The organism is Paenibacillus sp. 1-8 (assembly GCF_056316205.1).
Genome location: NZ_CM149995.1, coordinates 3,026,376 through 3,050,771 on the forward strand (window position 1 = coordinate 3,026,376; position 24,396 = coordinate 3,050,771).

General features: G+C 48.8%; 24 protein-coding genes and 1 pseudogene. 11 read left to right on the top strand and 14 right to left on the bottom strand.

Features of this window, described 5'->3' with window-relative positions:
• Positions 1-447: 447 nt before the first annotated feature.
• Positions 448-843, bottom strand: a complete 396-nt coding sequence (locus AC0WRU_RS13595; protein ID WP_476125099.1) for a hypothetical protein — start codon at positions 841-843, stop codon at positions 448-450.
• A gap of 13 nt (positions 844-856) precedes the next feature.
• Positions 857-1,468 carry a DUF4258 domain-containing protein gene (locus AC0WRU_RS13600; protein ID WP_476125101.1) on the bottom strand — a complete coding sequence of 204 codons (612 nt, stop codon included), beginning with the start codon at positions 1,466-1,468 and terminating at the stop codon, positions 857-859.
• 364 nt (positions 1,469-1,832) lie between these two features.
• Between AC0WRU_RS13600 and AC0WRU_RS13605 the strand changes: the two genes are divergently transcribed.
• The 4 genes and pseudogenes from AC0WRU_RS13605 to AC0WRU_RS13620 all read left to right on the top strand — a co-directional run bounded on the left by AC0WRU_RS13605 (position 1,833) and on the right by AC0WRU_RS13620 (position 4,943).
• The gene (locus AC0WRU_RS13605) at positions 1,833-2,039 is read left to right on the top strand and encodes a YqaE/Pmp3 family membrane protein (RefSeq protein ID WP_476125103.1); all 207 of its coding nucleotides are present in this window, start codon (positions 1,833-1,835) and stop codon (positions 2,037-2,039) included.
• A 197-nt stretch (positions 2,040-2,236) separates the two neighbouring features.
• Complete coding sequence (locus AC0WRU_RS13610; RefSeq protein WP_476125105.1) at positions 2,237-3,484, top strand: hypothetical protein; 1,248 nt, start codon at positions 2,237-2,239, stop codon at positions 3,482-3,484.
• 110 nt (positions 3,485-3,594) lie between these two features.
• Positions 3,595-3,789 (top strand): annotated as a pseudogene (locus AC0WRU_RS13615) (IS3 family transposase); the annotation flags it as partial.
• A gap of 236 nt (positions 3,790-4,025) precedes the next feature.
• Positions 4,026-4,943, top strand: coding sequence for a LysR family transcriptional regulator (locus tag AC0WRU_RS13620; RefSeq protein WP_025682989.1), 918 nt, complete (start codon positions 4,026-4,028; stop codon positions 4,941-4,943).
• Positions 4,944-5,283: 340 nt separating this feature from the next.
• Here AC0WRU_RS13620 and AC0WRU_RS13625 read toward each other — a convergent pair whose 3' ends face one another.
• Together AC0WRU_RS13625 and AC0WRU_RS13630 are read right to left on the bottom strand one after the other, a co-directional pair.
• Positions 5,284-5,424, bottom strand: a complete 141-nt coding sequence (locus tag AC0WRU_RS13625) for a hypothetical protein (RefSeq protein WP_162833909.1) — start codon at positions 5,422-5,424, stop codon at positions 5,284-5,286.
• 79 nt (positions 5,425-5,503) lie between these two features.
• Positions 5,504-6,322, bottom strand: coding sequence for a carbon-nitrogen family hydrolase (locus AC0WRU_RS13630; RefSeq protein ID WP_476125107.1), 819 nt, complete (start codon positions 6,320-6,322; stop codon positions 5,504-5,506).
• A gap of 176 nt (positions 6,323-6,498) precedes the next feature.
• On the opposite strand from AC0WRU_RS13630, the gene AC0WRU_RS13635 reads away from it, so the two are divergent.
• The 7 genes from AC0WRU_RS13635 (at position 6,499) to AC0WRU_RS13665 (ending at position 13,872) form a co-directional block, all read left to right on the top strand.
• Positions 6,499-7,680, top strand: coding sequence for an aminotransferase class I/II-fold pyridoxal phosphate-dependent enzyme (locus tag AC0WRU_RS13635; RefSeq protein WP_476128647.1), 1,182 nt, complete (start codon positions 6,499-6,501; stop codon positions 7,678-7,680).
• Positions 7,681-8,021: 341 nt separating this feature from the next.
• Positions 8,022-9,122 (top strand): glutamate 5-kinase, encoded by a 1,101-nt coding sequence (gene proB / locus AC0WRU_RS13640; RefSeq protein ID WP_476125109.1) that lies wholly within the window; start codon positions 8,022-8,024, stop codon positions 9,120-9,122.
• Between the two features lie 18 nt (positions 9,123-9,140).
• A complete protein-coding gene (locus AC0WRU_RS13645; protein WP_476125111.1) occupies positions 9,141-10,433 on the top strand; it encodes a glutamate-5-semialdehyde dehydrogenase in 1,293 nt (430 codons plus the stop codon).
• 39 nt (positions 10,434-10,472) lie between these two features.
• Complete coding sequence (proC, locus tag AC0WRU_RS13650) at positions 10,473-11,339, top strand: pyrroline-5-carboxylate reductase (RefSeq protein WP_476125113.1); 867 nt, start codon at positions 10,473-10,475, stop codon at positions 11,337-11,339.
• Positions 11,336-12,547, top strand: a complete 1,212-nt coding sequence (locus AC0WRU_RS13655; protein WP_476125115.1) for a 2,3-diketo-5-methylthiopentyl-1-phosphate enolase — start codon at positions 11,336-11,338, stop codon at positions 12,545-12,547. Before proC ends, AC0WRU_RS13655 begins: the two co-directional genes overlap by 4 nt.
• Positions 12,544-13,221: a 2-hydroxy-3-keto-5-methylthiopentenyl-1-phosphate phosphatase gene (locus AC0WRU_RS13660; RefSeq protein ID WP_476125117.1), complete on the top strand. Its 678-nt coding sequence runs from the start codon at positions 12,544-12,546 to the stop codon at positions 13,219-13,221. The genes AC0WRU_RS13655 and AC0WRU_RS13660 overlap by 4 nt, the downstream gene beginning before the upstream one ends.
• Positions 13,222-13,872 carry a methylthioribulose 1-phosphate dehydratase gene (locus tag AC0WRU_RS13665; RefSeq protein WP_476125119.1) on the top strand — a complete coding sequence of 217 codons (651 nt, stop codon included), beginning with the start codon at positions 13,222-13,224 and terminating at the stop codon, positions 13,870-13,872.
• Between the two features lie 555 nt (positions 13,873-14,427).
• Here the strand turns inward: AC0WRU_RS13665 and thiE are convergent.
• From thiE to asnS, 10 genes are all read right to left on the bottom strand, one after another.
• Complete coding sequence (gene thiE, locus AC0WRU_RS13670; RefSeq protein ID WP_476125121.1) at positions 14,428-15,090, bottom strand: thiamine phosphate synthase; 663 nt, start codon at positions 15,088-15,090, stop codon at positions 14,428-14,430.
• Complete coding sequence (gene thiD, locus AC0WRU_RS13675) at positions 15,077-15,946, bottom strand: bifunctional hydroxymethylpyrimidine kinase/phosphomethylpyrimidine kinase (RefSeq protein ID WP_476125123.1); 870 nt, start codon at positions 15,944-15,946, stop codon at positions 15,077-15,079. The genes thiE and thiD overlap by 14 nt, the downstream gene beginning before the upstream one ends.
• A gap of 362 nt (positions 15,947-16,308) precedes the next feature.
• Positions 16,309-16,920 (bottom strand): flavin reductase family protein, encoded by a 612-nt coding sequence (locus AC0WRU_RS13680; protein WP_476128648.1) that lies wholly within the window; start codon positions 16,918-16,920, stop codon positions 16,309-16,311.
• A gap of 181 nt (positions 16,921-17,101) precedes the next feature.
• Positions 17,102-17,884: a hypothetical protein gene (locus AC0WRU_RS13685; protein WP_476125125.1), complete on the bottom strand. Its 783-nt coding sequence runs from the start codon at positions 17,882-17,884 to the stop codon at positions 17,102-17,104.
• Position 17,885: 1 nt separating this feature from the next.
• Positions 17,886-19,151 carry a multi-tm2 domain protein gene (locus AC0WRU_RS13690; RefSeq protein ID WP_476125126.1) on the bottom strand — a complete coding sequence of 422 codons (1,266 nt, stop codon included), beginning with the start codon at positions 19,149-19,151 and terminating at the stop codon, positions 17,886-17,888.
• A gap of 88 nt (positions 19,152-19,239) precedes the next feature.
• Complete coding sequence (locus AC0WRU_RS13695; protein WP_476125128.1) at positions 19,240-19,710, bottom strand: hypothetical protein; 471 nt, start codon at positions 19,708-19,710, stop codon at positions 19,240-19,242.
• Positions 19,707-20,195: an RNA polymerase sigma factor gene (locus tag AC0WRU_RS13700; protein ID WP_476125130.1), complete on the bottom strand. Its 489-nt coding sequence runs from the start codon at positions 20,193-20,195 to the stop codon at positions 19,707-19,709. Before AC0WRU_RS13700 ends, AC0WRU_RS13695 begins: the two co-directional genes overlap by 4 nt.
• Positions 20,196-20,406: 211 nt before the next feature.
• Complete coding sequence (ltrA, locus tag AC0WRU_RS13705) at positions 20,407-21,798, bottom strand: group II intron reverse transcriptase/maturase (RefSeq protein WP_476125132.1); 1,392 nt, start codon at positions 21,796-21,798, stop codon at positions 20,407-20,409.
• Between the two features lie 563 nt (positions 21,799-22,361).
• Positions 22,362-23,090, bottom strand: a complete 729-nt coding sequence (locus AC0WRU_RS13710; protein ID WP_476125134.1) for a DnaD domain protein — start codon at positions 23,088-23,090, stop codon at positions 22,362-22,364.
• 3 nt (positions 23,091-23,093) lie between these two features.
• The gene (gene asnS, locus AC0WRU_RS13715; RefSeq protein WP_014282049.1) at positions 23,094-24,389 is read right to left on the bottom strand and encodes an asparagine--tRNA ligase; all 1,296 of its coding nucleotides are present in this window, start codon (positions 24,387-24,389) and stop codon (positions 23,094-23,096) included.
• Positions 24,390-24,396: the final 7 nt, after the last annotated feature.

Sequence of the window (24,396 nt, forward strand, 5' to 3'; positions counted from 1 at the left end):
AAATAGATATAAGTTTTATGTAAAGCACATTGACAGAAGATTGATTTAGAACATCAGGGTAATAAAATGGATGATCTCTCCACTTTAACAGAATGTATAGTATTCTAAACTATAAGGGAGGAGATAAATTTATGGTCAAACAACTGATTGTTGGCGATGCCACGCATGAACTGACCACTACACGCCGCATTCTGGAACGGTCTGGTGTAATCTTTTCCACTGCACTGCCGTAGTCTACAGTATCTATCAACCCCTCACCCAACGACTGGACCACATATACTCTTACCTGGCTTAATGCAACTGAAAACAGTTTGAATATCCCACTTTAACACTTTATATGTATGGTTCATGCTGATCACCTCAGTCATTCATTCGGTGAATGATGTGGTAATTCCTCCAGCGACAAAAAAGACTCGCCAGTTACCTAGCAGAGCCTTAATTTTAAGTTTAATGCAATGGAGCCTGATCCCAATCCGCCTGCAAATCGACGCCGAACTGTCTTATTGCTTCTTTAGTAGCAAAAAGACAGAAGTCTTGTTGGGAACCGTAAAAATTCAGCTTGTATAGTGTACCAGAGTCAAGCTCTTCCCAGCTTAACTCATAAAGATCTTTCTCGAATGATGAGTACAATCCATTTAAACTTTCTACGGGAAATTGCGATGTGGCTTCAATATAATTCTTAAGAGTGATATTTGTCCACCCAAAATCCAAATCGTATATCTTTTTATTCGTTTTAAAGTATTTAAAGTTGAGCTGACACCCTTCACGTTCTCCAGGGATATGATATTTGAATGTAAATTCAACACATGTCCCTTCTTCATTTTTGTCTTTAAGAATAGCCATTGTTCTCTCCTCTTTATTTAAAATTCCACATAGATTTAAACCAACGCTTTTTCACATTTACTCGATAATTAATAGTGTCCTTACCGTTATCGCTATAAATTGTAATTACATCATTCGCACTATTATCCAAAATGGCTATTACTTTATTATTAGGGTCATAAACAACACGAGCTCCTGTTTGGATATCAACATATTTTTCAACTGCTCGCATACCGGACGCTTTACCTTCAAGCAGGTTGTCGATCATAAGGGTAGTAATTCCGTCTTTTATAGCTTCCTCAATGGCATGTTTAGTTAAGTTTGTAATAACATTTCTTGTTGTGGTTTGAACAGCAACAGAACTACCTCTTTTGAAAAGTTGTTGTATTGTAAACCTAATTATATGACCAATTGATGCTGGTTGAGCAGCAAACGGAGTAATGCGATTTTGGTCAAATTCGGATTGAACGCCAGATTGCTTTTCCTTGTATTCTTCATATACTTTATCCAATTGTCTGTCATATTCTTCAGTAACTTCTTCAGACTGATGATTGAGTTCTTCAGCTGAAGTTGCAGTCAAGCCAATAATATTAAATAATAAAATAACGGATAAAATTGCGGCAAAATACTTAGCTATTCTTTTCAAGTTAGCACCTCTATGTTTTATTTTTAGTAAGTATGGTTGGCCAACCAATATTTACAATAATAATACAAATTGAATTATTATACAATTATGTTCTTTTTTACACTTAAAATTTTAACATATTTTTATAATGTTATAGAGCTATTAATGAATTTTAATTATAGAATACTTAAAACACCCCACCAGCTTAAGCCAGTAGGGTGTCACCGATGCTTTCGGATTACACAATGGTGCTTCCGTATCCGTTGCGTTAAGTATAATCCGATTGGACTATTTTGTGAATATTAATAGAAAATATTTGCCAGGTCATATATACTTTTTATAAAATTATTGATTGTTATCTTAAATATAAATTAGGAGTGTTATTATGAAGTACTTCTTTTCTATTTTTCTTCCCCCATTAGCTATCATTCTATGCGGAAAGCCTTGGCAGGCATTTTTAAATGTCATTTTGTGCTGTATGGGTTGGGTGCCAGCAGTAATTCATGCAGTGGTGGTGAACAATTATAAAGCTGATCCTCGAAACGAGGAACTTATTAGAGCAGTAAAGCAAGCCAGACAATTCCCTAGATAATCCAGAACCCTGGGGCCTGTGAAATATCTAAAATTAATGTTCATAGAATTGTTTGCGGCTGCTTTTAGGGTCCCCTTTGAAAGAACGAATATTTTTCCAAAAAGCTGGTGGGTAAGAATGACAGATCGTGTCTTTCACAACTTTTTTTAAGTTTTTATGGTATATATGATAAAAAAATGAAATCGGGTGTTTATTCCATGAGACGAATTATTGTTGCTCTACTCGTATCTTCCTGTCTTCTTATTTCTGGCATACTTCCAACAGCCCTGAGTTATGCGGAGAATTCAATTTCCAATCTTCCCATTGTAGCAGAGGATGCGGCTGTGTTCTATCTGGTACCGCATCAATTGACTGCCGGATTGAACAAATCTTCCTTATCGCTGGATTCCGTCTCCATAAAGGCCACTCCCCTGCTGAAGAAAAATAATCATTTGTATTTCCCGTTCAGATGGCTGGAGACAGCTCACTTGGCAACCATCAAGCGGGATGCAAAGACAGGCAGCACGTGGGCGGATTTTGACGCTGAGAATTCGGTACCTTTTTCCTCATTACGATTAATGCCTAACCAATCAAAGATTTACAGAAGTTACTTCGACGGAACAGTGACAGCGCTGGATGAGTCAATCCCTAAAACGTTTATAAAAAACGGCCAATTGTATATTCCGGTGTCACTCCTGTCTAAGATGGGAATAAACTATACATGGAGTAATGGAGTCATGCACTGGGCCTGGAACGATAAAGTAGTCAAAGTGCTTCACCCAACGTATACAACGGATAAAGAAAATATCACTTTCAGCGCATTAGTGCAAAAAGAGTTTGGACATGCTTATCTTTTGGTAAATACAGGAGACGGTGGCATGACAAGCTCCATTGGAGGTAGCATTAGCACGTTAAAGGGAAAAGAAAAAAACATTGGAAAGCCGATTATAATGAATGGAAGAACATTTCAGCGGATTGAATATTCAGTAGAACTTCGCCCCGGCCCAAATCCATTAGAAATTCACACCAATGATAAAGGATCTGCTAAGATAATGGTCCATCGCAAAGTATTAAACCCGTCCTCCGTTCCTATCAGATACAACCATGCCGGTAACGAGCAAGACATCCGCTTTACCAAACCGACTCAGGGATACTTCCATGTAAAGGCTGGAGATCCAATAGCAATTGCTGGAGTCGTGACAGCTACGTATCTCGAAAGTAATGAAGTTTCTTTTGGAGTGGCAGCATTTCAGAACGGCAATTTTGTTGAAGTTGAAAAAAAGACCGTTATCCCGCTCAAACAGGATAAATCCTTTAGCGGTTCTATCGTTATTCGAAAACCTGGTACTTATTTGGTCAATATTCTAAGTCCAGATGTATTCGTGGGAGGTAGTTCACCGTACGGCTCTGTCAAATGGGCTGAAATCACAGTCGAAGTGTTGCCTAAAACCAACAAAAACCCATAATTCTCTCCCAGATCCGCTAGCTAAATATGCCAGACCGTGGATCGGGTTGTGTCTGCTCTAGCAAAATGAGACGTTGGGGGAAATGAAAGCTTTACAAGCTACCCTGTGGCTGCCTGGATAACGCATGCATCGAATCCTTCTTTTCGCATCTCAAGACAGAGAAGCTGTACCTCAAACAGTGTAATTCAGAAGCGGAGATTCGGCAAGCGGTGGAAGAATACATGTACTATTACAACTACCAGCGCTTTCAAGCCAAACTGAAGCAACGCGCACCGATTGAATATCGATGCGCGCTGGCAGCTTAGCTTTTTTCATCTGTCTACTTGACAGGGGTATGACCAGCATAGGGATTTTCCAGCTTGCATCCTCCCCATCGCCCGTCAGAAAAGATTCTATTTACGAAAAAACGCTTCATCTATATAAAAATTGTGACACATGGAGTTAATTCGGATTGGGATTTTGATTGAAATATTGTATAATCACTCTATGATGTAATAGGTAAATCTTATAAGATACGATGATAAAAGGAGTCCGAAATTCGATGGAATTCAGACAGCTTCAATACACCCTGCAAATTGCAGCGGAAAAAAACTTCTCACGTGCAGCAGAAAAACTGCACATTGCTCAGCCTTCCCTGAGCCAGCAATTGTCCAAGCTGGAGAAAGAGCTAGGGGTCCTGTTATTTCAACGCAATACAAGTGCGGTGGAATTAACGCATGCAGGAGCAAGCTTTGTGGAACAAGCGAAAAAGATCGTCGATGCAGTCGAGCAGCTCCGGCAGGAAATGGACGATATTTCTCAGCTGCGCAAGGGGAAGGTCGTCGTCGGCAGTATGCCTATCACGGGTTCCCATTTGCTGCCACATGTGTTGCCTGTATTTAAAAAAGCTCATCCGGACATTGAAATTGTTCTGGTCGAGGATTCATCCATGAATCTGGAGAAAAAAACAGCCAGCGGCGATACCGATCTCAGCCTGCTTTCTCTCCCGTTAGTAGAGCCGACACTTTCCTATGTGCCTATCGGTGAAGAATGGATTGATCTCGCTGTTCCCCCGGGTCACCCGCTGGCTCTGCGCAAAAACGGTGACCAGCCACAGCCAGTGCATCTGGAAGAGCTGAAAGACGAACCGTTTGTCGTCCTGAAAAAAGGGCAAGGCTTCCGAAAGCTGACGATGGACTTGTGCCATCAAGCGGGCTTTGAGCCAAATGTGGTGTTTGAAAGCACCAATATGGAAACCCTCCAATCGCTCGTAGCGACAGGGATGGGGGTGACACTCGTGCCTCGTTTTATCGCCCGGGCCGCGAGCAGCGAGTTTGTTCCGGCATTACTGCCCCTGGCTGAACCGACGCCAAGCCGTACACTAGCCATTGCATATCGGAATGGACGTTATTTATCCAAAGCCGCCGAGGCTTTTATTGAAACCTTCCGCGAAACGGTCAAACAGCTTTCCCAAAAGTAGTTCTCACGTAAAAAGACCGTCTTCCTCCACGGCCAAAGCCAGAGAAGAAGACGGTCCCGGGGCTACACCCCTATACATTACACATTTAATGTTCAGTTCCATTAGGTTCGATTACAATGTTGCTATGCTGCTCCACCTGGTTTCAACGAACCTTATTTCATGTTCCCTTGAATTCCATGTCAGCCTCGCCTGATTACCTTAACCTTGCTCGGAAACTCCACTTTATCCATCCCGCATCACTTCTTTCCATAAGGTCTCATGCCCTGGTTTCCCAAGATTGTCCTACCTCAGTTCCAATGTGCTGTGTGATCCCAAAGTGCCTGTCCTCGCCTTATCGTGATCAGGGTCGCCCTGAATCTGGTGGACTTTTATCCTGATCATAGCCCATTTCGTGATTATTGCCGACAACCTGTCTATTTAAGCCTCTCGGCCGTGACAGGCCATCCCTATTTGCCAGTTCGGATCTACTTTGGTTATCCATCGTTATCAACCTCCTGGTGTCGGGATACTATTATAATACACCTTTGGGCTGTATCTGAAACAGGAATAGTAATATTTATTTAACGGTCATACAGAGAAGGACGACGGTCCTCGAATACTGGAATACGCCCACGCACGTCCTGCACCAAGGCTGACTCAATTGTTCCTGTGATGATATCCTCCTGCTCTCCGCCCTCGGCAATGATTTCTCCCCACGGATCAATAATGAGAGAGTGCCCGAAGAAATCCGTATCTCCACTGCGTCCTACCCGGTTACAGGCGATGACGTACATTTGATTTTCAATGGCCCGTGCAGTCAGCAACGTACGCCAGTGATGAAGCCGGGGATGTGGCCATTCCGCAGGTACGACAAGCACATTTGCGCCAGACAGGGCCAGACTGCGGGCTAGCTCGGGAAAACGAATATCGTAGCAGATCGACGCACCCGCCTGAATCCCTCCATCCAGCGTGAATAAAACCTTTTCCTCGCCAGGCTGCAAATATTTTTCTTCATCCATAAGCCGGAACAAATGAATCTTGGAATACGAAGCAACCTCTGCACCGGATCGGTCAAAAACGAGCATCGTATTGTACACATGACCGTCGCTTTTCTTCTCCGCGATAGATCCGGCTACCACATTCACCTGATGAGTAGAAGCGAATGCCGATATCCATTCGCGGGTTTCCATTCCTTCCTGATCCGCCAGCTCATGAATGCGGTCCAGCGCATACCCCGTGTTCCACATTTCTGGCAGTACAATCAGGTCCGGCTTTAGCTCGGCTGTCACCGCTTGTTCCATTAACGTACGAATATGACTGCGGTTTTCCGGGGGATTCCCCAGCTCAATATGAGCTTGTATGAGTGCAACACTGAACGGCTGAGCTTCTTGATACGTCAAAATCGTTCATCCTCCTTGTGAACCGGAGCTTCCGATGCTCACTTGTCCGGCATTTTCTCCCATCATAGCCCGATCAGACTCGGCCACGCAACCGCATAAGACCAATCCCCTCTATACAACTTGGTTAAATCATGATAAATTAATCCTCAAACCATTCCAAAAGGTCGTGTGAAATGATGAGTAATTTTTCCATCCCCTCCGCTGATGTGATGAAACAGTTACCAACTCAATTTTTTGCCACACTCGTACAAAATGTAAACCGTGAAATTGCGGCAGGGCATGATGTCATTAATCTTGGACAAGGGAACCCGGATACACCTACCCCACCTCATATTGTAAAAGCTTTGCAAGAATCAGCGGATAACCCGCTGTATCATAAATATTCGCCTTTTCGCGGTTACAGCTTTCTCAAGGAAGCCGTTGTACATCGCTATCAGGAGGATTACGGTGTGACACTCGACCCGGAAACTGAGGTCGCCATCCTGTTTGGCGGAAAAACAGGCTTGGTGCAGCTACCGCAAGTTTTACTCAATCCCGGCGATGTGTGTCTCGTGCCTGATCCCGGCTACCCGGATTACTGGTCTGGCGTAGCCTTGGCTAAAGCGGAAATGTCCTTTCTCCCTTTAAAGGAAGAGAACCGTTTTCTGCCCGATTATGAGGCTATTTCCGAGGAAAACCGCCGCCGAGCCAAGCTGATGTTCCTCAATTATCCGAATAATCCGACCTCAGCCACTGCACCTCTTTCCTTCTATGAGGACACGGTTGAATTTGCGAAACGGAATGGTATTGTGGTTGCCAGCGATTTTGCCTATGGTGCTATTGGCTTTGACAGCGAACGTCCAGTGAGCTTCCTTCAAGCCAAGGGGGCCAAGGACATAGGGATTGAGTTTTATACCCTGTCCAAAACGTACAATATGGCGGGCTGGCGCGTCGGTTTCGCGCTCGGCAATGCCGAAATTATCTCGATGATTAATCTGCTACAGGATCATATGTATGTAAGCCTGTTTGGCGGTATTCAGGCAGCGGCGGCGACCGCTCTGACGTCCTCGCAGGACTGCGTGGGCGAGCTGGTTGCACGCTATAAATCGCGCCGTAACGCTTTTTATGATGCACTTGGGCTAATAGGCTGGAAGGCGACGCGCCCAAGCGGCTCCTTTTTTAGCTGGTTGCCTGTGCCGCAGGGCTATACTTCGGCTTCCTTTGCCGATCTGCTGTTGCGGGAAGCCAAGGTAGCTGTAGCTCCGGGGATCGGCTTCGGTAACGGCGGCGAAGGATATGTGCGGGCGGGGCTGCTAAGCTCGGAAGCTCGACTGACCGAGGCGGTTGAACGAATTGGCAAGCTGAGCCTGTTTGGTTAAGCCGTATTTTCCAGCTACAACCTCTTTGCCAAACCAGACCTTTTCATGGTATTCTGTTACCAATATCATTTAGCGCGTTGAAGGGACTACTAAGAGAGACCCGTCCTGTTCAGAGAGTAAATTCCGATAGGCTGCAAGAATTTACCTGGACCCTCTCCCAACTCCTATCCCCGAGCGCCCTGCGTAGTCAGGCGGTTCCTGCCGTTAACAGGTTCAAGTGGGATGATCATGAATCATCAATGAAGGTGGTACCGCGGAAGCACAAACTTTCGTCCTTTGCATATAAAGGATGAAAGTTTTTTTGTATATCAAAAAGAGTACAAATTAAGGAAGTGGACGTCTTGTCAACACGAATCGTCATTAAAATCGGAAGTAGCTCTCTAACTGGAGTGGAAGGTGGCTTGAATCGGGAAGCCATCGCTTATTTTGCCCGGGAAATCAGCTTGCTTCGTGCAAAAGGCCATGAAGTGCTGCTGGTTACATCAGGCGCAGTAGCCGCCGGATTTCGGGAGATTGGGTACCCCTTTCGGCCCAAACTGTTGCATGAAAAGCAGGCGGCAGCGGCTGTTGGCCAAGCTCTTCTCATGCAGGCCTATGAGCAGGCTTTTAAAGATTTTGACCTAGTGATCGCGCAAATCCTGCTGACACGCAGTGACTTTTTGAGCCGCAAACGAATGAACAATGCCGGAATGACTGTGGAAGAACTGCTGCGCCAGCAGGTCATTCCGGTCTTTAACGAAAATGATACTGTATCCATTGACGAATTGAAATTTGGTGATAACGATATGCTGTCTGCGCTGGTCGCCAATCTGGTCAAAGCGCAGCATCTGATTATCATTACGGACACCGATGGCGTATATACGGCAGACCCGCGCAAGCATCCGAACGCCGTACGTTTTGAACGCATCGACGAGATTACCGAGGAAATTTATGCATTGGCTGGAGGTTCCGGGTCAGCCGTAGGGACTGGCGGTATGCGATCCAAGATCGAAGCTGCCAAAGTCGCCACACGCGGCGGTGTGCCTGTGTTTGTAGGACGCGTCAACGCAGACGGCGATTTGGATGCAGCCGTGGAGGGACATGGGTCGGGGACTTATTTTGACACCCACCTCTCTTCCCTCCCGATGAAAAAACAATGGCTCGGCTTCATGTCGACGCCGCTCGGTACGGTGCATGTAGACCAGGGAGCTGAGGAAGCGCTGGTGAATGGCGGTCATAGCCTGCTTCCCGTTGGCGTACGGCGCGTGGAAGGCAGCTTTCATGCCGGAGATGTCGTTGAGGTGCTGGGGCCGGAAAATAAGGTGCTGGGGCGCGGCATCGTCAATTATGACGATGGGCAGCTTCGAAGCGTACAAGGATTACCAAGCGGCGAGGTTGTGGGCAAGATCGGTCCCATTCACCGCCTTGAGGTGATTCACAGGGATGAATGGATTACATTATAAATACGGGGAGGCCGTAACATGAGTGAATTAACGACGAACACAGCCACAACAGATGAAAGCCAGTTTAGTGAAGTACGCGCCAAAGCAACTCTGGCCAAAAAAAGCGCCGGGGTCATGAACCGACTGACGACAGCACAAAAAAACGAAGCGCTGCTCGCCATGGCTGAAGCACTGGTAAATCATACGGAAGAGCTGATTGCAGCGAACAAAAACGACTTGGAGCGTGGACGGGAACTAGGAACGTCGGAATCGCTGCTCGACCGCCTCAAGCTGACCGAGGACCGAATCGGGTCCATCGCCGAAGGCTTACGCCAAATTGTGGAGCTGCCTGATCCGGTCGGTGACACGCTCGAGCATATCGAACGTCCAAACGGCCTTCGTATTGAGAAAATACGTGTGCCGCTGGGTGTCATCGGCATCATCTATGAAGCGCGTCCTAATGTGACGGTAGATGCTGCGGGCCTGTGTCTGAAAACAGGAAATTCGGTTGTGCTGCGCGGTGGCTCGGCGGCCCTATTTTCCAACCGCAAAATCATTGAAGTTCTCCAACAGGCGTTGGACACAACTGCTGTACCGCGCGATGCGCTTCAGCTCATTGAAGATTCAGACCGCGCCTCTGTCAATGAAATGCTCACGCTGAACGGTTTGCTGGATGTGATCATTCCACGCGGCGGGCGCTCGCTTATTCAAAATGTTGTTCAGAATTCTACTGTGCCTGTCATTGAAACCGGAGCTGGCGTATGCCATACCTTTTTGGACGCTACGGCGGATACACAAATGGCTGAGGCCATTACGCTGAACGCCAAGGTACAAAGACCGTCCGTATGTAACTCCATGGAAACCCTGCTCGTTCACTCGGATTATGCACAGGCACATTTGACGAGTTTGGCAGAACGCTTCCGTGAAGCCGGGGTCGAGCTGCGTGGCTGCGCACGGACACGGAAACTGGCTCCCTGGGCTATTCCAGCCACGGAAGAGGATTATGGCACTGAGTATAATGATTACATTATGAACGTCAAGGTAGTAGACAATTTGGACGAAGCGCTGGAGCATATTGCCCGTTACGGTACAATGCACTCGGAGTGTATTGTGACCGCAGATGAAGCTCATGCCGAACGTTTTATGCAAGAAGTGGACGCGGCAGCCGTGTATCACAATGCCTCCACCCGCTTCACGGATGGCTTTGAGTTTGGATTTGGTGCCGAGATCGGGATCAGTACGCAAAAATTACATGCCCGCGGTCCAATGGGACTGCCTGCGCTGACTTCAACCAAATATCGTGTGTACGGTACTGGACAAATCAGGGAATAATATTATTTATCAATCCGTATCCTTGGAGGTTATGAAACCATGTGTGAGTCACAAACAAAGGCTTTAATTCAAGAGCAAATTACGTTTTACGGAGCAGGCTCGATGGCAGAGGCTATTATTCGCGGGATGATGGCCCGTTCCGTTGTCAAACGTGGTGGTATTACCGTCATCAACCGTAGCAATCAGGCTCGCCTGGAGGAACTTCAACAGCAATATGGGGTGTTGTTCCAAACTGAGGATACCGCCAAAATTGAGCTGCTGCGCCGTTCTCCAGTGATTGTGCTTGCCATGAAGCCCAAGGATGCTGCACAAGCCCTTGGACAGCTCGGCCCGCTCCTGTCCGATGGACAGCTGATCATTTCGGTGATCGCCGGACTGTCCATTCGTACGATGCAAACGTTGCTCGGTCGCAAGCAGCCCATCGCCCGGACGATGCCGAACACATCCAGCTCGATTGGATTGGGAGCCACAGGCATCAGCTTTTCCAAGGAGATTAGCGAAGACCAGCGTAAAAACGTGCTTACAATATTCGAATCTGTGGGTACGGTGACGGTTATAGAAGAAGAGAAAATGGATGTTTTGACCGGGATTTCCGGAAGCGGTCCTGCCTATGTCTACTACTTGATGGAAGCCATGATTGCCGGGGGAATCCGTGGTGGCTTGACTCCTGAGCAAGCGCACGAACTGACGGTGCAAACCGCACTTGGAGCGGCACGCATGGTACAACAAACCGGGGAGGAGCCTTCTGCCCTGCGCCACAAAATCATGTCACCCAACGGCTCCACGGTAGCGGCGTTGGATACACTGGACAAAGGCGATTTCTACGAAACGGTAATTGCGGCGGTACAGCGTTGTGCTGAACGATCCCGTGAAATGGGAGCTGTACTAAAGGAGGGAATTGAATGAGCTATTGCTTAGCGACCTACCGGGTATACGATGACAAAGCCGATTTTAACAAAAAGGCCCAAACCATTGCCATCGGCATGACGGTGGGTAGTTGGACCGAGCTTCCGCAAGCCAAGCGGGACGCAATGCAAAAGCATCTCGGCTCGGTTCAATCCGTGGACGTTCACGATGGAGGTCCCGGTGAACGGTATGCCGACCTGACCATCGCTTACCCGGATGTCAATTTCAGCCGGGACATTCCCGCACTGCTGGTGACGGTCTTCGGCAAAATTTCGATGGACGGCCGTATCAAGCTGACGAAGCTGGGCTTCTCGGAAGCATTCCGTTCCGCTTTTCCGGGGCCGAAGTTCGGCATCAGTGGCTTGCGTGAGCAGCTCGGCGTGTATGACCGTCCACTGCTTATGAGCATTTTCAAATCGGTGATTGGCCTTAATCTGGACGAGCTGCGCGAGCAGTTTACCCGACAAGCCCTGGGCGGCGTCGATCTGATCAAGGACGACGAGATTTTATTTGAAAATACGCTGACGCCGATTGAAAAACGCGTCGAAGTCTGCATCAGAGCCGCCGAAGCCGCTGAGCGTGAAACCGGTAAAAAGCTGCTGTACGCCGCTAATTTAACTGGACCAACCTCACAGCTCAAAGCGCAAGCCCTCAAGGCCATCGACGCAGGCGCAAATGCCCTGCTGTTCAACGTGCTGGCCTACGGCTACGATGTGCTGCATGAACTGAGCAGCGATCCCGCTATCTCGGTGCCGATTGCAGCCCACCCATCGTTGGCGGGTGCTGCTTATCCTTCGCCGCATTATGGTATTTCGGCGTCGGTGCTGCTCGGTCAGCTCATGCGACTGGCAGGGGCCGACCTCGTGCTCTTCCCTTCTCCTTACGGCTCGGTTACGATGCCGCGTGAGGAAAACATGGCGATCCGCGATGAGCTGATAACCCCTGAGCTGCCGCTGAAGGCCAGCATGCCTGTGCCATCCGCAGGGATTCACCCCGGACTGGTGCCGTTAATTGTGCGTGATTTCGGTACAGATGTTGTCGTGAACGCCGGGGGCGGTATTCACGGCCATCCGCTCGGCACCGAAGCAGGTGGGCGCGCCTTTGTGCAGGCGATTGAAGCCGTGCGTCTGGCTGTGCCGCTGCCGGAATACGCCCGCACGCACCCCGAGCTGCAATCCGCGCTCGACACGTGGGGAGGAGAACGATGAGTACAGCGAAGAAACCTGTCATTTTTTGCGATTTTGACGGGACAATTACGAACAGCGACAATATTGTCGCCATTATGAAGCATTTTCAGCCTGCGGGCTGTGAGGCCATCATGCATGATATCGTGAACGGACACACGTCTATTCGTGAAGGCGTTGGTGCCATGTTCGCTCTGATGCCCTCGGCGCAAAAAGATGAAATTATCTCTTATGTACTTGGACAAGCTGGTATACGCGAGGGCTTTGCCCGTTTTTTGGACTATGTACGGGAACAGGATATTGAATTTTTTGTCACCAGCGGCGGTATTGATTTCTTTATTGATCCTCTGTTGGAGCCTTTCGACATTCCACAGGATCACGTTTACTGCAATGGTGCCAATTTCTCGGGGAATCATATTGAGATTACGTGGCCGCATACATGTCAGGAACCGTGTACGAACGACTGCGGTATGTGCAAAACAACCGTGATTCGCCAATACCCTGCCGAACAGTACGAACGAATCTTGATCGGGGACAGCCTGACGGATTTTGAAGGAGCCAAAATTGTCGACCTCGTGTACTCCCGCTCGCACCTGACTTTAAAGTGCCAGGAGCTAGGCGTACCACACGTGCCCTTTGAAACATTTGACGACATTATTAAGGATTTAAAGCAAAAGCAGGAGCAAGGGGTGCTGTAAATGAGCTATAGCTTGGCAGACATTACGTTGGAAGAAAAACACCGCGCACTGGAAGAACTCGCTGATGTCAAGGAGCTATTCGCATCTCGCAACTGGTTCCCCGGCACGAGCGGCAATTTGTCGATACGGATCAGGGATTTTCATCCTGAACAATTTTATTTTGCAGTTACTGCCAGCGGCAAGGATAAAACCAAGCGGACACCGGAGGATTTTCTGTTCGTGGACCAGCACGGAAAAGCGGTAGAAGCTACAAACCTCAAGCCGAGCGCCGAAACGCTGATTCATTGCGAAATTTACCGCCTCACAGGCTGCGGAGCCGTTTTCCATGTGCATACTGTTTTTAACAATCTCATTTCCGAATATTACGGGGAACGTGGCTCTGTACCTGTACAAGGCATTGAACTCATTAAGGCTTTAAACATTTGGGAGGAAAATGCTGCGATTGACATTCCCGTGCTGCCGAATTACGCAGATATTGCTGCGATTGCCAAACTGGTGCCGGGTGTGCTGAATGATCAGGTGCCGGGGATCTTGCTGCGCAACCACGGCATTTATGCGTGGGGGCGTGATGTGTTTGAAGCTAAAAAGCATCTGGAGGCGTTTGAATTTTTGTTTGAAACGACGTACCGCTCCCTGCTGCTGAGACTTTAGTTTGAAGAGCAACTTGATATATAAGTTGAACTCAAAAGTTACCTATTGTGCTACTGCGCAGTCGGATGGTGCTTCCCATCGCCACCGCCCCCGGATTTCTTAAATAAAACCTATGATAAAGGTAGAGATCCGGGGACAAAAGCGACCACTTCGCTTGTACAGCACCATTCCACCTACTTCGTTTTGATGTTCATTTTTCGAGTTCAGCTTATATACTTGAGCCTGCTTTAATTAGAAAGTGCAAAGTGAACACAGAGAACGTAGCCTAAGCGAAAGCGGGGGAGCGTTCTCTTTTTTTAAATGAAAAGGCAGCCTTGGACGTGTATATAAAGTCCCGGACTGCCTTTCTATCATTATGGAATCAACCTGATTATATAAGCGGGATAGAGTCTCTAGTTATTTACTTGGTAACCATTACTCACAAGTATTCGCCCGTAGCTGTAACTCATTAAAAAGCACGCCCGCATGGTAGCCGTCGCAGACAACCATATCCTATCACAATCCCGGCATATTATTTTGCACTGCTTTTAAATAAACTCTGATCATTTCATGTAATTATAGCACGCTGCGAGAAAGGATGCTCCTCAGGCTTTGTGCAGCCTCACAGGGGGCTTCTGCCCATGAGATGGCTGAAATGACCGCTATGCCGTCCGCTCCAGCCTGTAGGACGCTGGCAGCGTTGTCCGCTGTAATACCACCAATGCCTACCAGCGGAAGGCTAGCACCACCTGCACGCAGCCTGCGGACCAGCTCCGGTCCCTGCACAGGATGTGCATCCGGCTTGGAACGAGTCGGGAACATCGGTCCTACGCCCGCATAATCAGCGCCAGCGCGTACCGCCTGCTCCGCTTCTGTTAGGCGGTGTACCGATACGCCGATGATTTTGTCGCCCATTCGGGAGCGAACGCGGTCTGCCGGCTCGTCATCTTGTCCGAGATGGACGCCATCTGCATCCACAGCCAAGGCAAGCTCGACATCATCATTGACGAGAAATGGAACGTCATACTGATGACACAGCCTCCGGGCGGCTTGAGCAAACTCGTGCAAGCGACTTCCCGTCAGACAGCCTGCACCCTTTTCACGCAATTGAAAAAGGCTCACACCTCCCTGCAACGCTTCCTCCAAAACTATCAGCGGATCACGGCCGCAATTCATACTCCCCATGACCAAATAAAGACGCAGATGCTCCCGCATACGCCCTATATCAACTCTTGGCATCGCTTTGTTCCTCCCTCATTGCCCTGCTCCATACAGACGCTCCTTCTCCTGTCCAGCGTGCATTCCATGCCCAATGGTTCGTCGGTCCATGCCCACTGCCGATACCCAAGCCCTGCTCAATCGCCGCCTGTATAAAAGCCTTGGCCGTCTGCACCGCCTCGGGTACACTTCGTCCTGCCGCCAATCCAGCCGCCAGCGCCGCCGAAAAGGTACAGCCCGTTCCATGGGTATGCGGGGTATGAATTCTTGCCCCATCCAGTTCGGTAAAATCGCGCCCGTCGAACAACAAATCCACGGACCGTTCCGCTTCCGTGCTGTGCCCTCCCTTGATGATCACGTAGCTGGTCCCCAAATCAGCCAGCATTCGAGCGGCTTCCTTCGCATCCTCACGACTGGAGAGGGTTAAGCCTGTCAACGCTTCCGCTTCCGGAAAGTTTGGGGTGACTACCTTCGCCAACGGTAACAAATACGATTTTAGCGTTTCCACTGCCTCGTCATGAAGTAGAGAAGCTCCGCCTTTGGCGATCATTACCGGGTCTACGACAACATTAGGCCACCGAAACTGGCGAATTTGCGCGGCCACCTGACGAATGACCTCAGCACTCACGAGCATACCCGTTTTAACGGCATCAGGTGGTAAATCTGTACCTATGGACTGTAATTGAGCTTCCACCATGGCAACAGGGACAGGATGAACAGCTTGTACACCACGTGTATTTTGAGCAGTAACTCCCGTCAGGGCAGACATGCCGTACACGCCCAACTCCTGAAAGGTTTTTAAATCAGCCTGTATGCCCGCGCCCCCTCCGCTGTCCGAGCCTGCAATGGTCAATGCTTTGTGCACCGTATGGGTCATAGCTGTAGCCCCCTGACAACACCTTGCCGCTTCCAATTCTGCCACTCATCCTGAATCTGATTTTGGGTATAAAGTAAAATGAATTTCAATATCAAACGAACCCTGCTCCTTTGATGACAGGAGCCTGCGCTTCTTTCCAGCCGAGAGATATGGTTTTCAGCATGCACATGCTCAAGTGTATGAAACAACAAAAAAACACTATGCAAAAGCAGAGTGTTCCTACACTAAGGTCCCTGCGCTGGCATTATCCAACAGGTTCATACGGTCTACGACAGAATAGTCGTACTCTCAGCTTGCTTCCGCAGGCTCCCGTGCTATTTTTTTATAATCGTAACCCTTTATGCTGTAAAAAGCAACGCCCCCTATTGGGGACGCTCCAGCCTGAATTGCTCTCCCAGCTTTGCATAATCATTGCCGGCCAAACGACTCACCGGACGCAGCTCCTTGGCGATTATGTATGTATTTTGATACGCTTCCTCGGACAAATGATACTGCACCACGCGCCCGATCAGCAGATCGCAGGCAGGTGCGCCCTCTGTGCCCCCCAGCGGTATCGCCTGCTCCAGGACACATTCCATGCGTATTTTCGCTTCAACCACGCCAGGAACCGCGATTTTTGTACTTTTTATCGGCGTAAGTCCGGCTAGTGTGATTTCACTTTCCTCCGGCGACAGACGGGAAGCCGTCACATTCACCGCGCCCACATTGTCCTCATCCGTAATATGAACGACAAAGGCTTTTTGCTCCATCGCATTACGTGCTGTATCCTTGGACACCCCATCGACACGTTGCACGGACACAGACAGCAGCGGCGGCTCGGAAGCTACGATGGAAAAATAACTGAACGGCGCACCATTCAGCACCCCTTCATTGCTCAGTGTCGTCACAAAGGCGACTGGCCTTGGAATAATGCTTCCGCTTAACAGCTTATAATTTTCACGCCCGGTAAGCGTATCAGGATTTAATGGTATCATGGTTTCTCCCTCTTTCCTGGTCACATTCGCATTTACATTCAGATTCAGCATACCCATGTCCACCCGCAGGTTCTCACTCACTAAATGAGCAGCTCACAAGCACTTTGGGTTTCTATTGAAGCTTCTCCTTCTAGTATCGCGTGAATGACGCAGGATGTAAAGCCGGAGCCGAAGAGTCTCTCTATTTTTCAATTACATTTCCCTGACTATCGCGCACGGTAACCGTAATCCCCTCGGGTACAGCAATCGTAACGTCGAGCTGATGCTGGGGTTGCATAAAACGTGTCGGGATTTGGCTCAGTAGCACATACAGCGTATCTCCGATATGCTTTGTCTGATACAGCTCCTGTTCTTTTAAATCATCCTCGTTGCCTGTATAGACATAACTTCCGAACACATGCACCTCCGGTGAGGTGGTTGCGTCAATTTTGACCGCATAGGGATTTTCCCCCTGCACGATCACCTTGGTCACTCCGACAGGCAGTTTTTCATGCCAATCAGGAAGGACCCTTGTTTCCTGAACCGAGCTCATCATATCCCTGACTTGCGAAGTAAGTCCCAGTGAACTGACCACAGCAAATCCGATGCAGCAAAAAACCAGGACCGCCGTAATAAACATACTGAACAGATCATAACGAATGCGCTCACGTGTCCCTTTCCACGCCGTATACATTAAAATTTCGAGTCCCAGCAGAACAAAAACGACAGGCCACCACGTCAATGCCTGATCCAATATGCCCGCTCCCCAAAACTTGGAGGCAAACGTTACCCCTCCCAACAAGACCAGAAAAAGTCCCATCGACAGTCTCCCGACCTTCCATACCCCTGCCGGGGCGTTTGGTGTTTTGGAGGAGCTGCTTTTGTTGGATGATGTACCGAATATGCCTGTGGAGCCTCCTTTATCGCTATGAGGATGATGGACTCCCTTAAAGGGAGCCTCACTCTTTGAAAACTCAGTATCCATCCTATTGTTTCTCCTTTACCCGTTTAGATTTGGAATTACCGATCATCATCCAAATACCACCGCCAATCAACAATAAGGATACGATGATCGTCCGTAGATACATGTCAACCAAATTATAAATCTCTCTGTTCGGAAACAGACGATCCAGAGTGGGAACAAGTACGTTGATCAAGATGTAATAGGCGCCCAGCAATAGCAACCCCAAGCCTACCCAACGGTGATATTGTGCAAACATACCGATCACAGGCTTGTCAATCAACGGTTCCCGTCCATAACGACTTACTTGCTGCAATGCATCAAAAAAGCTGTAAAACCAGACCACCGGAATCAGGAACAAAAAGAGGGACAAATGCAGCACATCCAGCACGTAAATGCCGCCTAAGAACAGAAGCATCAGCTGAAGACCACGTTTTTGCAGACCGATATACATATGTCCCGCCCCGGGAAATACCGATAGAATGGTAGCCAGCATTTTGCTACGCCGCCCCTCGACTCTTCCATGCTCCAGTTCTTCAAACAAGGTCCGATCCTGAAGAATTTCTCCCGCTTGTTTACGATGTACATGCTGCACTGCATCAAACATACAATACAGCCAAATAATCGGCAGCACGCCCGCAAACGCCAAAAATCCGGATTCGTTTGTAATGCTGGTAATAAAAACGAGAATCGCTCCAAAGCCAAAGAAGGACATCAGGAAAGACAAACCACGCTGCATCAGCCTCAAATGAAAGTGTCCCAGTCCTGGGATGAACGACAGCAATATGGTGAAAAAACGTTCATTGTCCGATCCTTTTTGAAAAGCAGGCGATCCTGCCACACCGTAGTGTCCTTGTTCATAATAGTTATAGCCTGCACCATAACCCATCTCTGCTCTCGGTGCATCCGTATCTGCGTCTGTTGCACCCTTCGGTACCTCTCCCGTTAAACCTGCATCTCCATAAGGCCTACTTTGAGAGTAAAAGCCATATGGATTGGGGCCTGCATGAGGGGGATATGGAGCAGCGACTGCACGAGGATCATAACGCAACAAGCTAATAATGATATGCAGCATACTGAGTCCCCAAAAAAGAGCGGCAACAAACATACTGGCCAATAAAGGCATTTCGTCGCTTGAAACCACCGAAAAAAATAATCCTCCCGCCAGACATCCGAAAAACAAAATGGTGTATACAAACGCATTGGCTTTTCTGGTCCAGTAATAGTGTCCCACACCGGGAATAATGTTCAACAGAAATGCCAGGAGCTTGCTTCGTTCCGTATAAGGCACCGCTACACTTCCTTTCTAATCTTGGGATTTTGATAAAATCTCATCTGGAGGTTTGAATTAAACCTTTTTTCTGCCACTTTAATTTATTTTAGGGCTTTAATTTGTCCAGCCAGCTTGTCGTAGCCCGCATGACCTCTTCACTGTAAGAGACGCGTTCTTTCGGAGGAACCGGTTTACCACTGGTTTGCGGCATCATTTTGTCAAAAGCACCACTGGACAGCAAGATCAACGTCAGGCTTGCTGCAACAACGTAGTGAAACACAGGCTTTTCAAACCAACGACGTTTTTTGAAAATCACTTGACTCGCTTCTGCTTCCATATCGGGAAGAGCAGCCATTACCTGATCTGTGAAGTGCTCCATATCCATCCAGGCAGAACAATCGTCCAATGTCGATTCTAACTGCTCCAGTGCGGCAAGATATAAAACCAGCACCTGTTCATCTTCCAGCAGAAGCTTTTCCAGTCGTTCAGATTCCTCTGTCGTGCAAGCTCCTGTAATATAGGCGTGCCAGTCATTCATATGCCCTTCAGTCCACGGTTTATCATGTTGGTCAGTCATTGCCATTCCTCCTCCTTCCAGTGATTTCGAATCCACTGCCGTGCCCGGTAGAGTCTGGACTCCACCGTTTTTAAGGCTAACTGCATCTCTTCCGCAATTTGGTCATATGTTTTGCCCTGCATATAATAGGCCTGGATAATATCCCGATGCTGCTGGGGCAGTTGGGCAATTTTTTGCGATAGTTCCACATTTCGTTCCTCGCGGATCAGACGGACCAGCACATCCTCATCCCGGGAAGGGAGCTGTACGAGGGTTTCTGTCACATCTATAAGCTCTGCGGGCCGTCTGTCCTGTTTGCGCTTGATATCCAGCGCCTTGTGGAGCGCAATTCGGGTCAGCCACGTTTTAAAGCCTTCGTTCCGGTACTGGGGGAGAGACTTATGCACCTGAACGAACGCTTCCTGCGCGGCATCTTCCGCTTCTTTGCTATCATGCAGTACCGAATAGGCCACATGATACACATGCTTGCTGTACAGCTCTACCATTTCACGGAACGCCTGCCGGTCGCCAGACCGTATTCGTTCAATGATTCTCTCTATATCAATGACGCTCTCCCCCTTCCCAATACTATAGACGCCGGAGAATTTCCTCCCCCTGCATATTCCGAAAAAAATATTATCGAGTAGGAGGGGGCGGTAAACCCCCGTCCTCTCACACCACCGTACATGCGGGTCCGCATACGGCGGTTCCAAAAGGTTAACCAAGCTCCAGATAACGTGAAAGCAAACTTTTCAGCCCTTTCTCTTTCCAATAGGAAGTAGGAAGGGCATTATTGGTATTCCGGGACATTTCCCATGCGCCTCGCCTCGAGTTAGCCATCTTGAAACATGCCCACTCTGGAACCCCAAGTGCCCGGAGTTCACGGATTCGTGTGCGTACTCGTTTCCATTGCTTCCACAGGCACATTCGTAGTCTTCTCCGAATCCACTGGTCCAGTTTTTGGAGGTGCGTCTTCACCGAAGCTAGACGGAAATAACCGAGCCAACCCAACAGATAGCGGTTCAATCGGCGAATCCGTTCTTCCATGGAAATGGACCATGTTCGATTTGTCAGCTCTCGAATCCTCTCTTTACATGCGTTGAGGCTCTTTGGTGCTATTCGAATCGTCGCCTGCTTCTGACTCAGGAAACTGAACCCTAAGAACTTCCGGTGCCAGGGTCTGGCTACCGCGCTCTTTTCCCCATTCACTTTTAGCTTTAGCTTTCCTTCTACAAACCGACTTACCGATTCCATCACACGTTCGCCTGCTCGCTTACTCGCCACAAAGATATTGCAGTCGTCCGCATAGCGCACAAACCGCAGGCCACGTTCCGTCAATTCTTTATCCAAATCGTCCAGTAGAATGTTGGCCAATAGCGGACTAAGCGGGCCGCCTTGTGGCGTTCCTTCCCGGCTACGCTCCAGCTTTCCGTCCACCATGACTCCGGCGTTCAGATAGGCACGAATCAGCATCAACACTCTTTTGTCCGTCACTTTCCGCGCCACCCTTCCCATCAACATGTCATGATTCATCTGGTCAAAGAACTTTTCCAGATCTAGATCCACGACCCAGCGAAGTCCACTTTGGATATATCTTTGCGCTTGTTTCACCGCGTCATGTGCACTTTTCCCCGGGCGAAAGCCGTAGCTATACCAGGAAAATTGCGCGTCAAAGATCGGGTTCATCCCTTGTAAAAGCGCCTGCTGGAGAAATCGGTCCATTACGGTCGGGATGCCTAAAAGCCGTACACCGCCTCCGGGTTTGGGAATTTCCACCCGTTTGACTGGCGCAGGCCTGTACGTTCCCGTCAGAAGTTCAGTTTTCACCCTTGCCCAGTGCGTATTCAGGTAAACTTGTAGATTGGCTACCGTTACACCGTCCACACCAGGCGCTCCTCCGTTTTGCACCACTCGTTTGTATGCGAGCCTGAGGTTATCTCCTTCGAGCATTCGTTCCAGCAAGTTGTTCTGGTCTTCGCGAGAGGATAGGGCGACTTGTGCCGACGAAGAACTCAGCGCTCCAGCATACCCTGACGGCTTCACCGCTTCTCTTTGCTGGCAGCTCTCTTGCGAGATATTCGGCTGTCTTTGCTCTTCATGCGAACGCATCGGTTTCCTCTCTCCTTTCGGTTCAGCCCTTCCGTAAGTTGTTGCAACAGCTTACGTACTATGGCTTCTGCTGACTCCTGTCCGTTCAGCGTAGCCTCTCGGCTACGGTTACAAGTTTTTTTTCCTTGCTTATCTGACAGGTCTCCCCAGATAAGAACGCCATCTTTCTGCCCGCGACCACTGGAGTATACCGCGTCAGTCCTTGGCGGCTTTGGATTTCGTCATGTTTAGGTGACTCATCCGACTGACACAGCCTCAAATCCAGTTCGTGTACCTTGGCCCGTGCTTTTGCCTCCAGCTTCCTTCAGATTCCACCTCACGGTGGACACCCTTGCCCTTGGCTAACGGTAGGCGCTCGCCAGCCCCCGTTCAGGACTTTCACCCTAGAGATGACGCCCATGCTGGGCGTACTAAAAAAGGACACACCCTCCTGTTGGAGTGGCGTGTCCTTTATCGCTAAAGCTGCTGTATGCTAGAATATTTTACTTACATACGTTTAGCTTTTAGTTACTTTAACCAAGCATATAAATCTTTCTGCTGCCTGAAAACCTCGGTCTATCGCTTTAGCTGCGTCCGCCGCCACGGAAACGCTGAGCGTATTCCTTTGCATCTTGTGCATTACGGACACGGTTGCGGCTCCACTCCAGCAAAATGCGGTCAATATACCGGAAATGTACCTTCCCTGCAAACACCGCTTCCTTCAAAGCGAGCAAAATCAGCTCCTCGGGATAACGATCCTGATCCACCCAACTGGTGATCGTCTCGTATTCCATCGGTGACAACGGTCGGCCGAATTCCTTCTCGAAAATCGTAAACAAATTCCGTTCCTCTGAAGGTGAAGATTCCGATATACCATTTAGCACATCCGGTTTCCCAGCAAACAAAATATCATCGTCATCGTTGTGCTCCGTGCGCTCGGGTATCATACATTCCGCCAACTTACGGTACATCCCCGTTAGATTGTAGCGTTCGAATTGAACGGACGAGTTGCGGTCCTCCACAGTATCAATTCGCAGAAAACCTTCCTTCATCAGCTTGCTGAAATGGAGTGCAATTTCGTTCGCTGTACATCCGATACGGGCCTGCAATTGCTCCCAGGTTGGAAATTCATTGCGTTCGGCTTGTTTAAAGGCAAGCAACTGCATAAGCAGAAGCATTTCGCCATCCGTCAGCCGAAGCGTCTGGTAATGCTTGAGCAGGGCATAGGGAATCTGGACCATTCCGGCTTCCATAGCAAAGGCTACTCCCTCCGCCCACTCTGCCGCTGATGTCTTGTCGAATGATCCTGTCATTGGTTACGGATACAGACGATACAGCATACGTGGGAACGGAATCGTTTCACGTACATGATCGAGTCCACAAATCCATGCTACCGTACGCTCCAGTCCCAGTCCAAAGCCGGAATGCGGAACGGTGCCGTAGGTGCGCAGATCCATATACCATTGATAAGCTTCACGCGCCAGGTTATGCTCGTTAAAACGCTCCTCCATCAAGGCCGGATCATCAATCCGTTGGGAACCGCCGATAATTTCGCCGTAGCCTTCAGGAGCGATCATATCGGCGCACAGTACAACCTCTGGACGAGTTGGATCAGGCTTCATATAAAATGCCTTAATGTGAGTCGGCCAATGTGTAATGAACACTGGCTTGTTATATCTCTCAGCAATAGCCGTTTCATGCGGAGCGCCAAAGTCCTCGCCCCAAGGGATATCGAATCCTTCACCTTGAAGGAAAGCAATCGCCTCATCATACGTAATGCGCGGGAATTCTCCCTGAATTTGCTCCAGCTTCGAAACATCGCGTCCGATCGTTTCAAGCTCTTTTGCACAATTTTTCAGCACTGATTGTACGATATGACCCACAAACTGCTCCTGTACGCGCAAAGATTCCTCATGATCTACAAAAGCCATCTCCGGCTCGATCATCCAGAACTCAATGAGGTGACGACGTGTTTTGGACTTTTCCGCACGGAACGTTGGACCAAACGAGTATACTTTGCCAAGCGCCATGGCAGCCGCTTCCATATACAACTGTCCGCTTTGTGTCAAATAAGCATCCTCATCAAAATATTTGATATGGAACAGCTCAGTTGTGCCTTCTGCGGAAGAAGGAGTCAAAATCGGCGGGTCCACCTTTGTGAAGCCATTGCCATTAAAAAATTCCTGTACGGCACGGATAATTTCCGCCCGTACGATCAGAACCGCGCGTTGCTTAGCAGAACGCAACCACAGGTGACGGTGATCCATCAGGAAATCTACACCGTGTTCTTTAGGCGTGATCGGGTAGTTTTCTGTCAAATGAATGATTTCAATGCCCGTTACCGTCAATTCAAAACCGGATTGGCTACGCGGTTCTTCGCGCACAACTCCGGTAACATACAGGGAGCTCTCTTGGGTCAAGGATTTGGCATCATTCCAAATGTCCTCGGACACCTCGCTTTTCACGATAACCCCTTGAATATATCCGGTACCATCGCGCAGTTGAAGGAACTGGATTTTACCGCTAGATCGTTTATTATTGACCCAAGCGCCGATTGTAACCGTTTCCCCTACATGGCGGCCCACTAGGGCAATCGTACTTTTATTCGTCATGACCGTC

Coding starts and splice junctions, on each gene's coding strand:
- AC0WRU_RS13700 (WP_476125130.1), bottom strand. CDS start 20,195: ATGGTAGAGCTGTACAGCAAGCATGTGTATCATGTGGCCTATTCGGTA.
- AC0WRU_RS13710 (WP_476125134.1), bottom strand. CDS start 23,090: ATGACAGGATCATTCGACAAGACATCAGCGGCAGAGTGGGCGGAGGGA.
- AC0WRU_RS13685 (WP_476125125.1), bottom strand. CDS start 17,884: ATGGATACTGAGTTTTCAAAGAGTGAGGCTCCCTTTAAGGGAGTCCAT.
- AC0WRU_RS13695 (WP_476125128.1), bottom strand. CDS start 19,710: ATGACTGACCAACATGATAAACCGTGGACTGAAGGGCATATGAATGAC.
- proC (WP_476125113.1), top strand. CDS start 10,473: ATGTGTGAGTCACAAACAAAGGCTTTAATTCAAGAGCAAATTACGTTT.
- thiD (WP_476125123.1), bottom strand. CDS start 15,946: ATGACCCATACGGTGCACAAAGCATTGACCATTGCAGGCTCGGACAGC.
- AC0WRU_RS13665 (WP_476125119.1), top strand. CDS start 13,222: ATGAGCTATAGCTTGGCAGACATTACGTTGGAAGAAAAACACCGCGCA.
- AC0WRU_RS13605 (WP_476125103.1), top strand. CDS start 1,833: ATGAAGTACTTCTTTTCTATTTTTCTTCCCCCATTAGCTATCATTCTA.
- AC0WRU_RS13610 (WP_476125105.1), top strand. CDS start 2,237: ATGAGACGAATTATTGTTGCTCTACTCGTATCTTCCTGTCTTCTTATT.
- ltrA (WP_476125132.1), bottom strand. CDS start 21,798: ATGCGTTCGCATGAAGAGCAAAGACAGCCGAATATCTCGCAAGAGAGC.
- asnS (WP_014282049.1), bottom strand. CDS start 24,389: ATGACGAATAAAAGTACGATTGCCCTAGTGGGCCGCCATGTAGGGGAA.
- AC0WRU_RS13620 (WP_025682989.1), top strand. CDS start 4,026: ATGGAATTCAGACAGCTTCAATACACCCTGCAAATTGCAGCGGAAAAA.
- thiE (WP_476125121.1), bottom strand. CDS start 15,090: ATGCCAAGAGTTGATATAGGGCGTATGCGGGAGCATCTGCGTCTTTAT.
- AC0WRU_RS13645 (WP_476125111.1), top strand. CDS start 9,141: ATGAGTGAATTAACGACGAACACAGCCACAACAGATGAAAGCCAGTTT.
- AC0WRU_RS13660 (WP_476125117.1), top strand. CDS start 12,544: ATGAGTACAGCGAAGAAACCTGTCATTTTTTGCGATTTTGACGGGACA.
- AC0WRU_RS13635 (WP_476128647.1), top strand. CDS start 6,499: ATGAGTAATTTTTCCATCCCCTCCGCTGATGTGATGAAACAGTTACCA.
- AC0WRU_RS13680 (WP_476128648.1), bottom strand. CDS start 16,920: ATGATACCATTAAATCCTGATACGCTTACCGGGCGTGAAAATTATAAG.
- AC0WRU_RS13625 (WP_162833909.1), bottom strand. CDS start 5,424: ATGGATAACCAAAGTAGATCCGAACTGGCAAATAGGGATGGCCTGTCA.
- AC0WRU_RS13655 (WP_476125115.1), top strand. CDS start 11,336: ATGAGCTATTGCTTAGCGACCTACCGGGTATACGATGACAAAGCCGAT.
- AC0WRU_RS13595 (WP_476125099.1), bottom strand. CDS start 843: ATGGCTATTCTTAAAGACAAAAATGAAGAAGGGACATGTGTTGAATTT.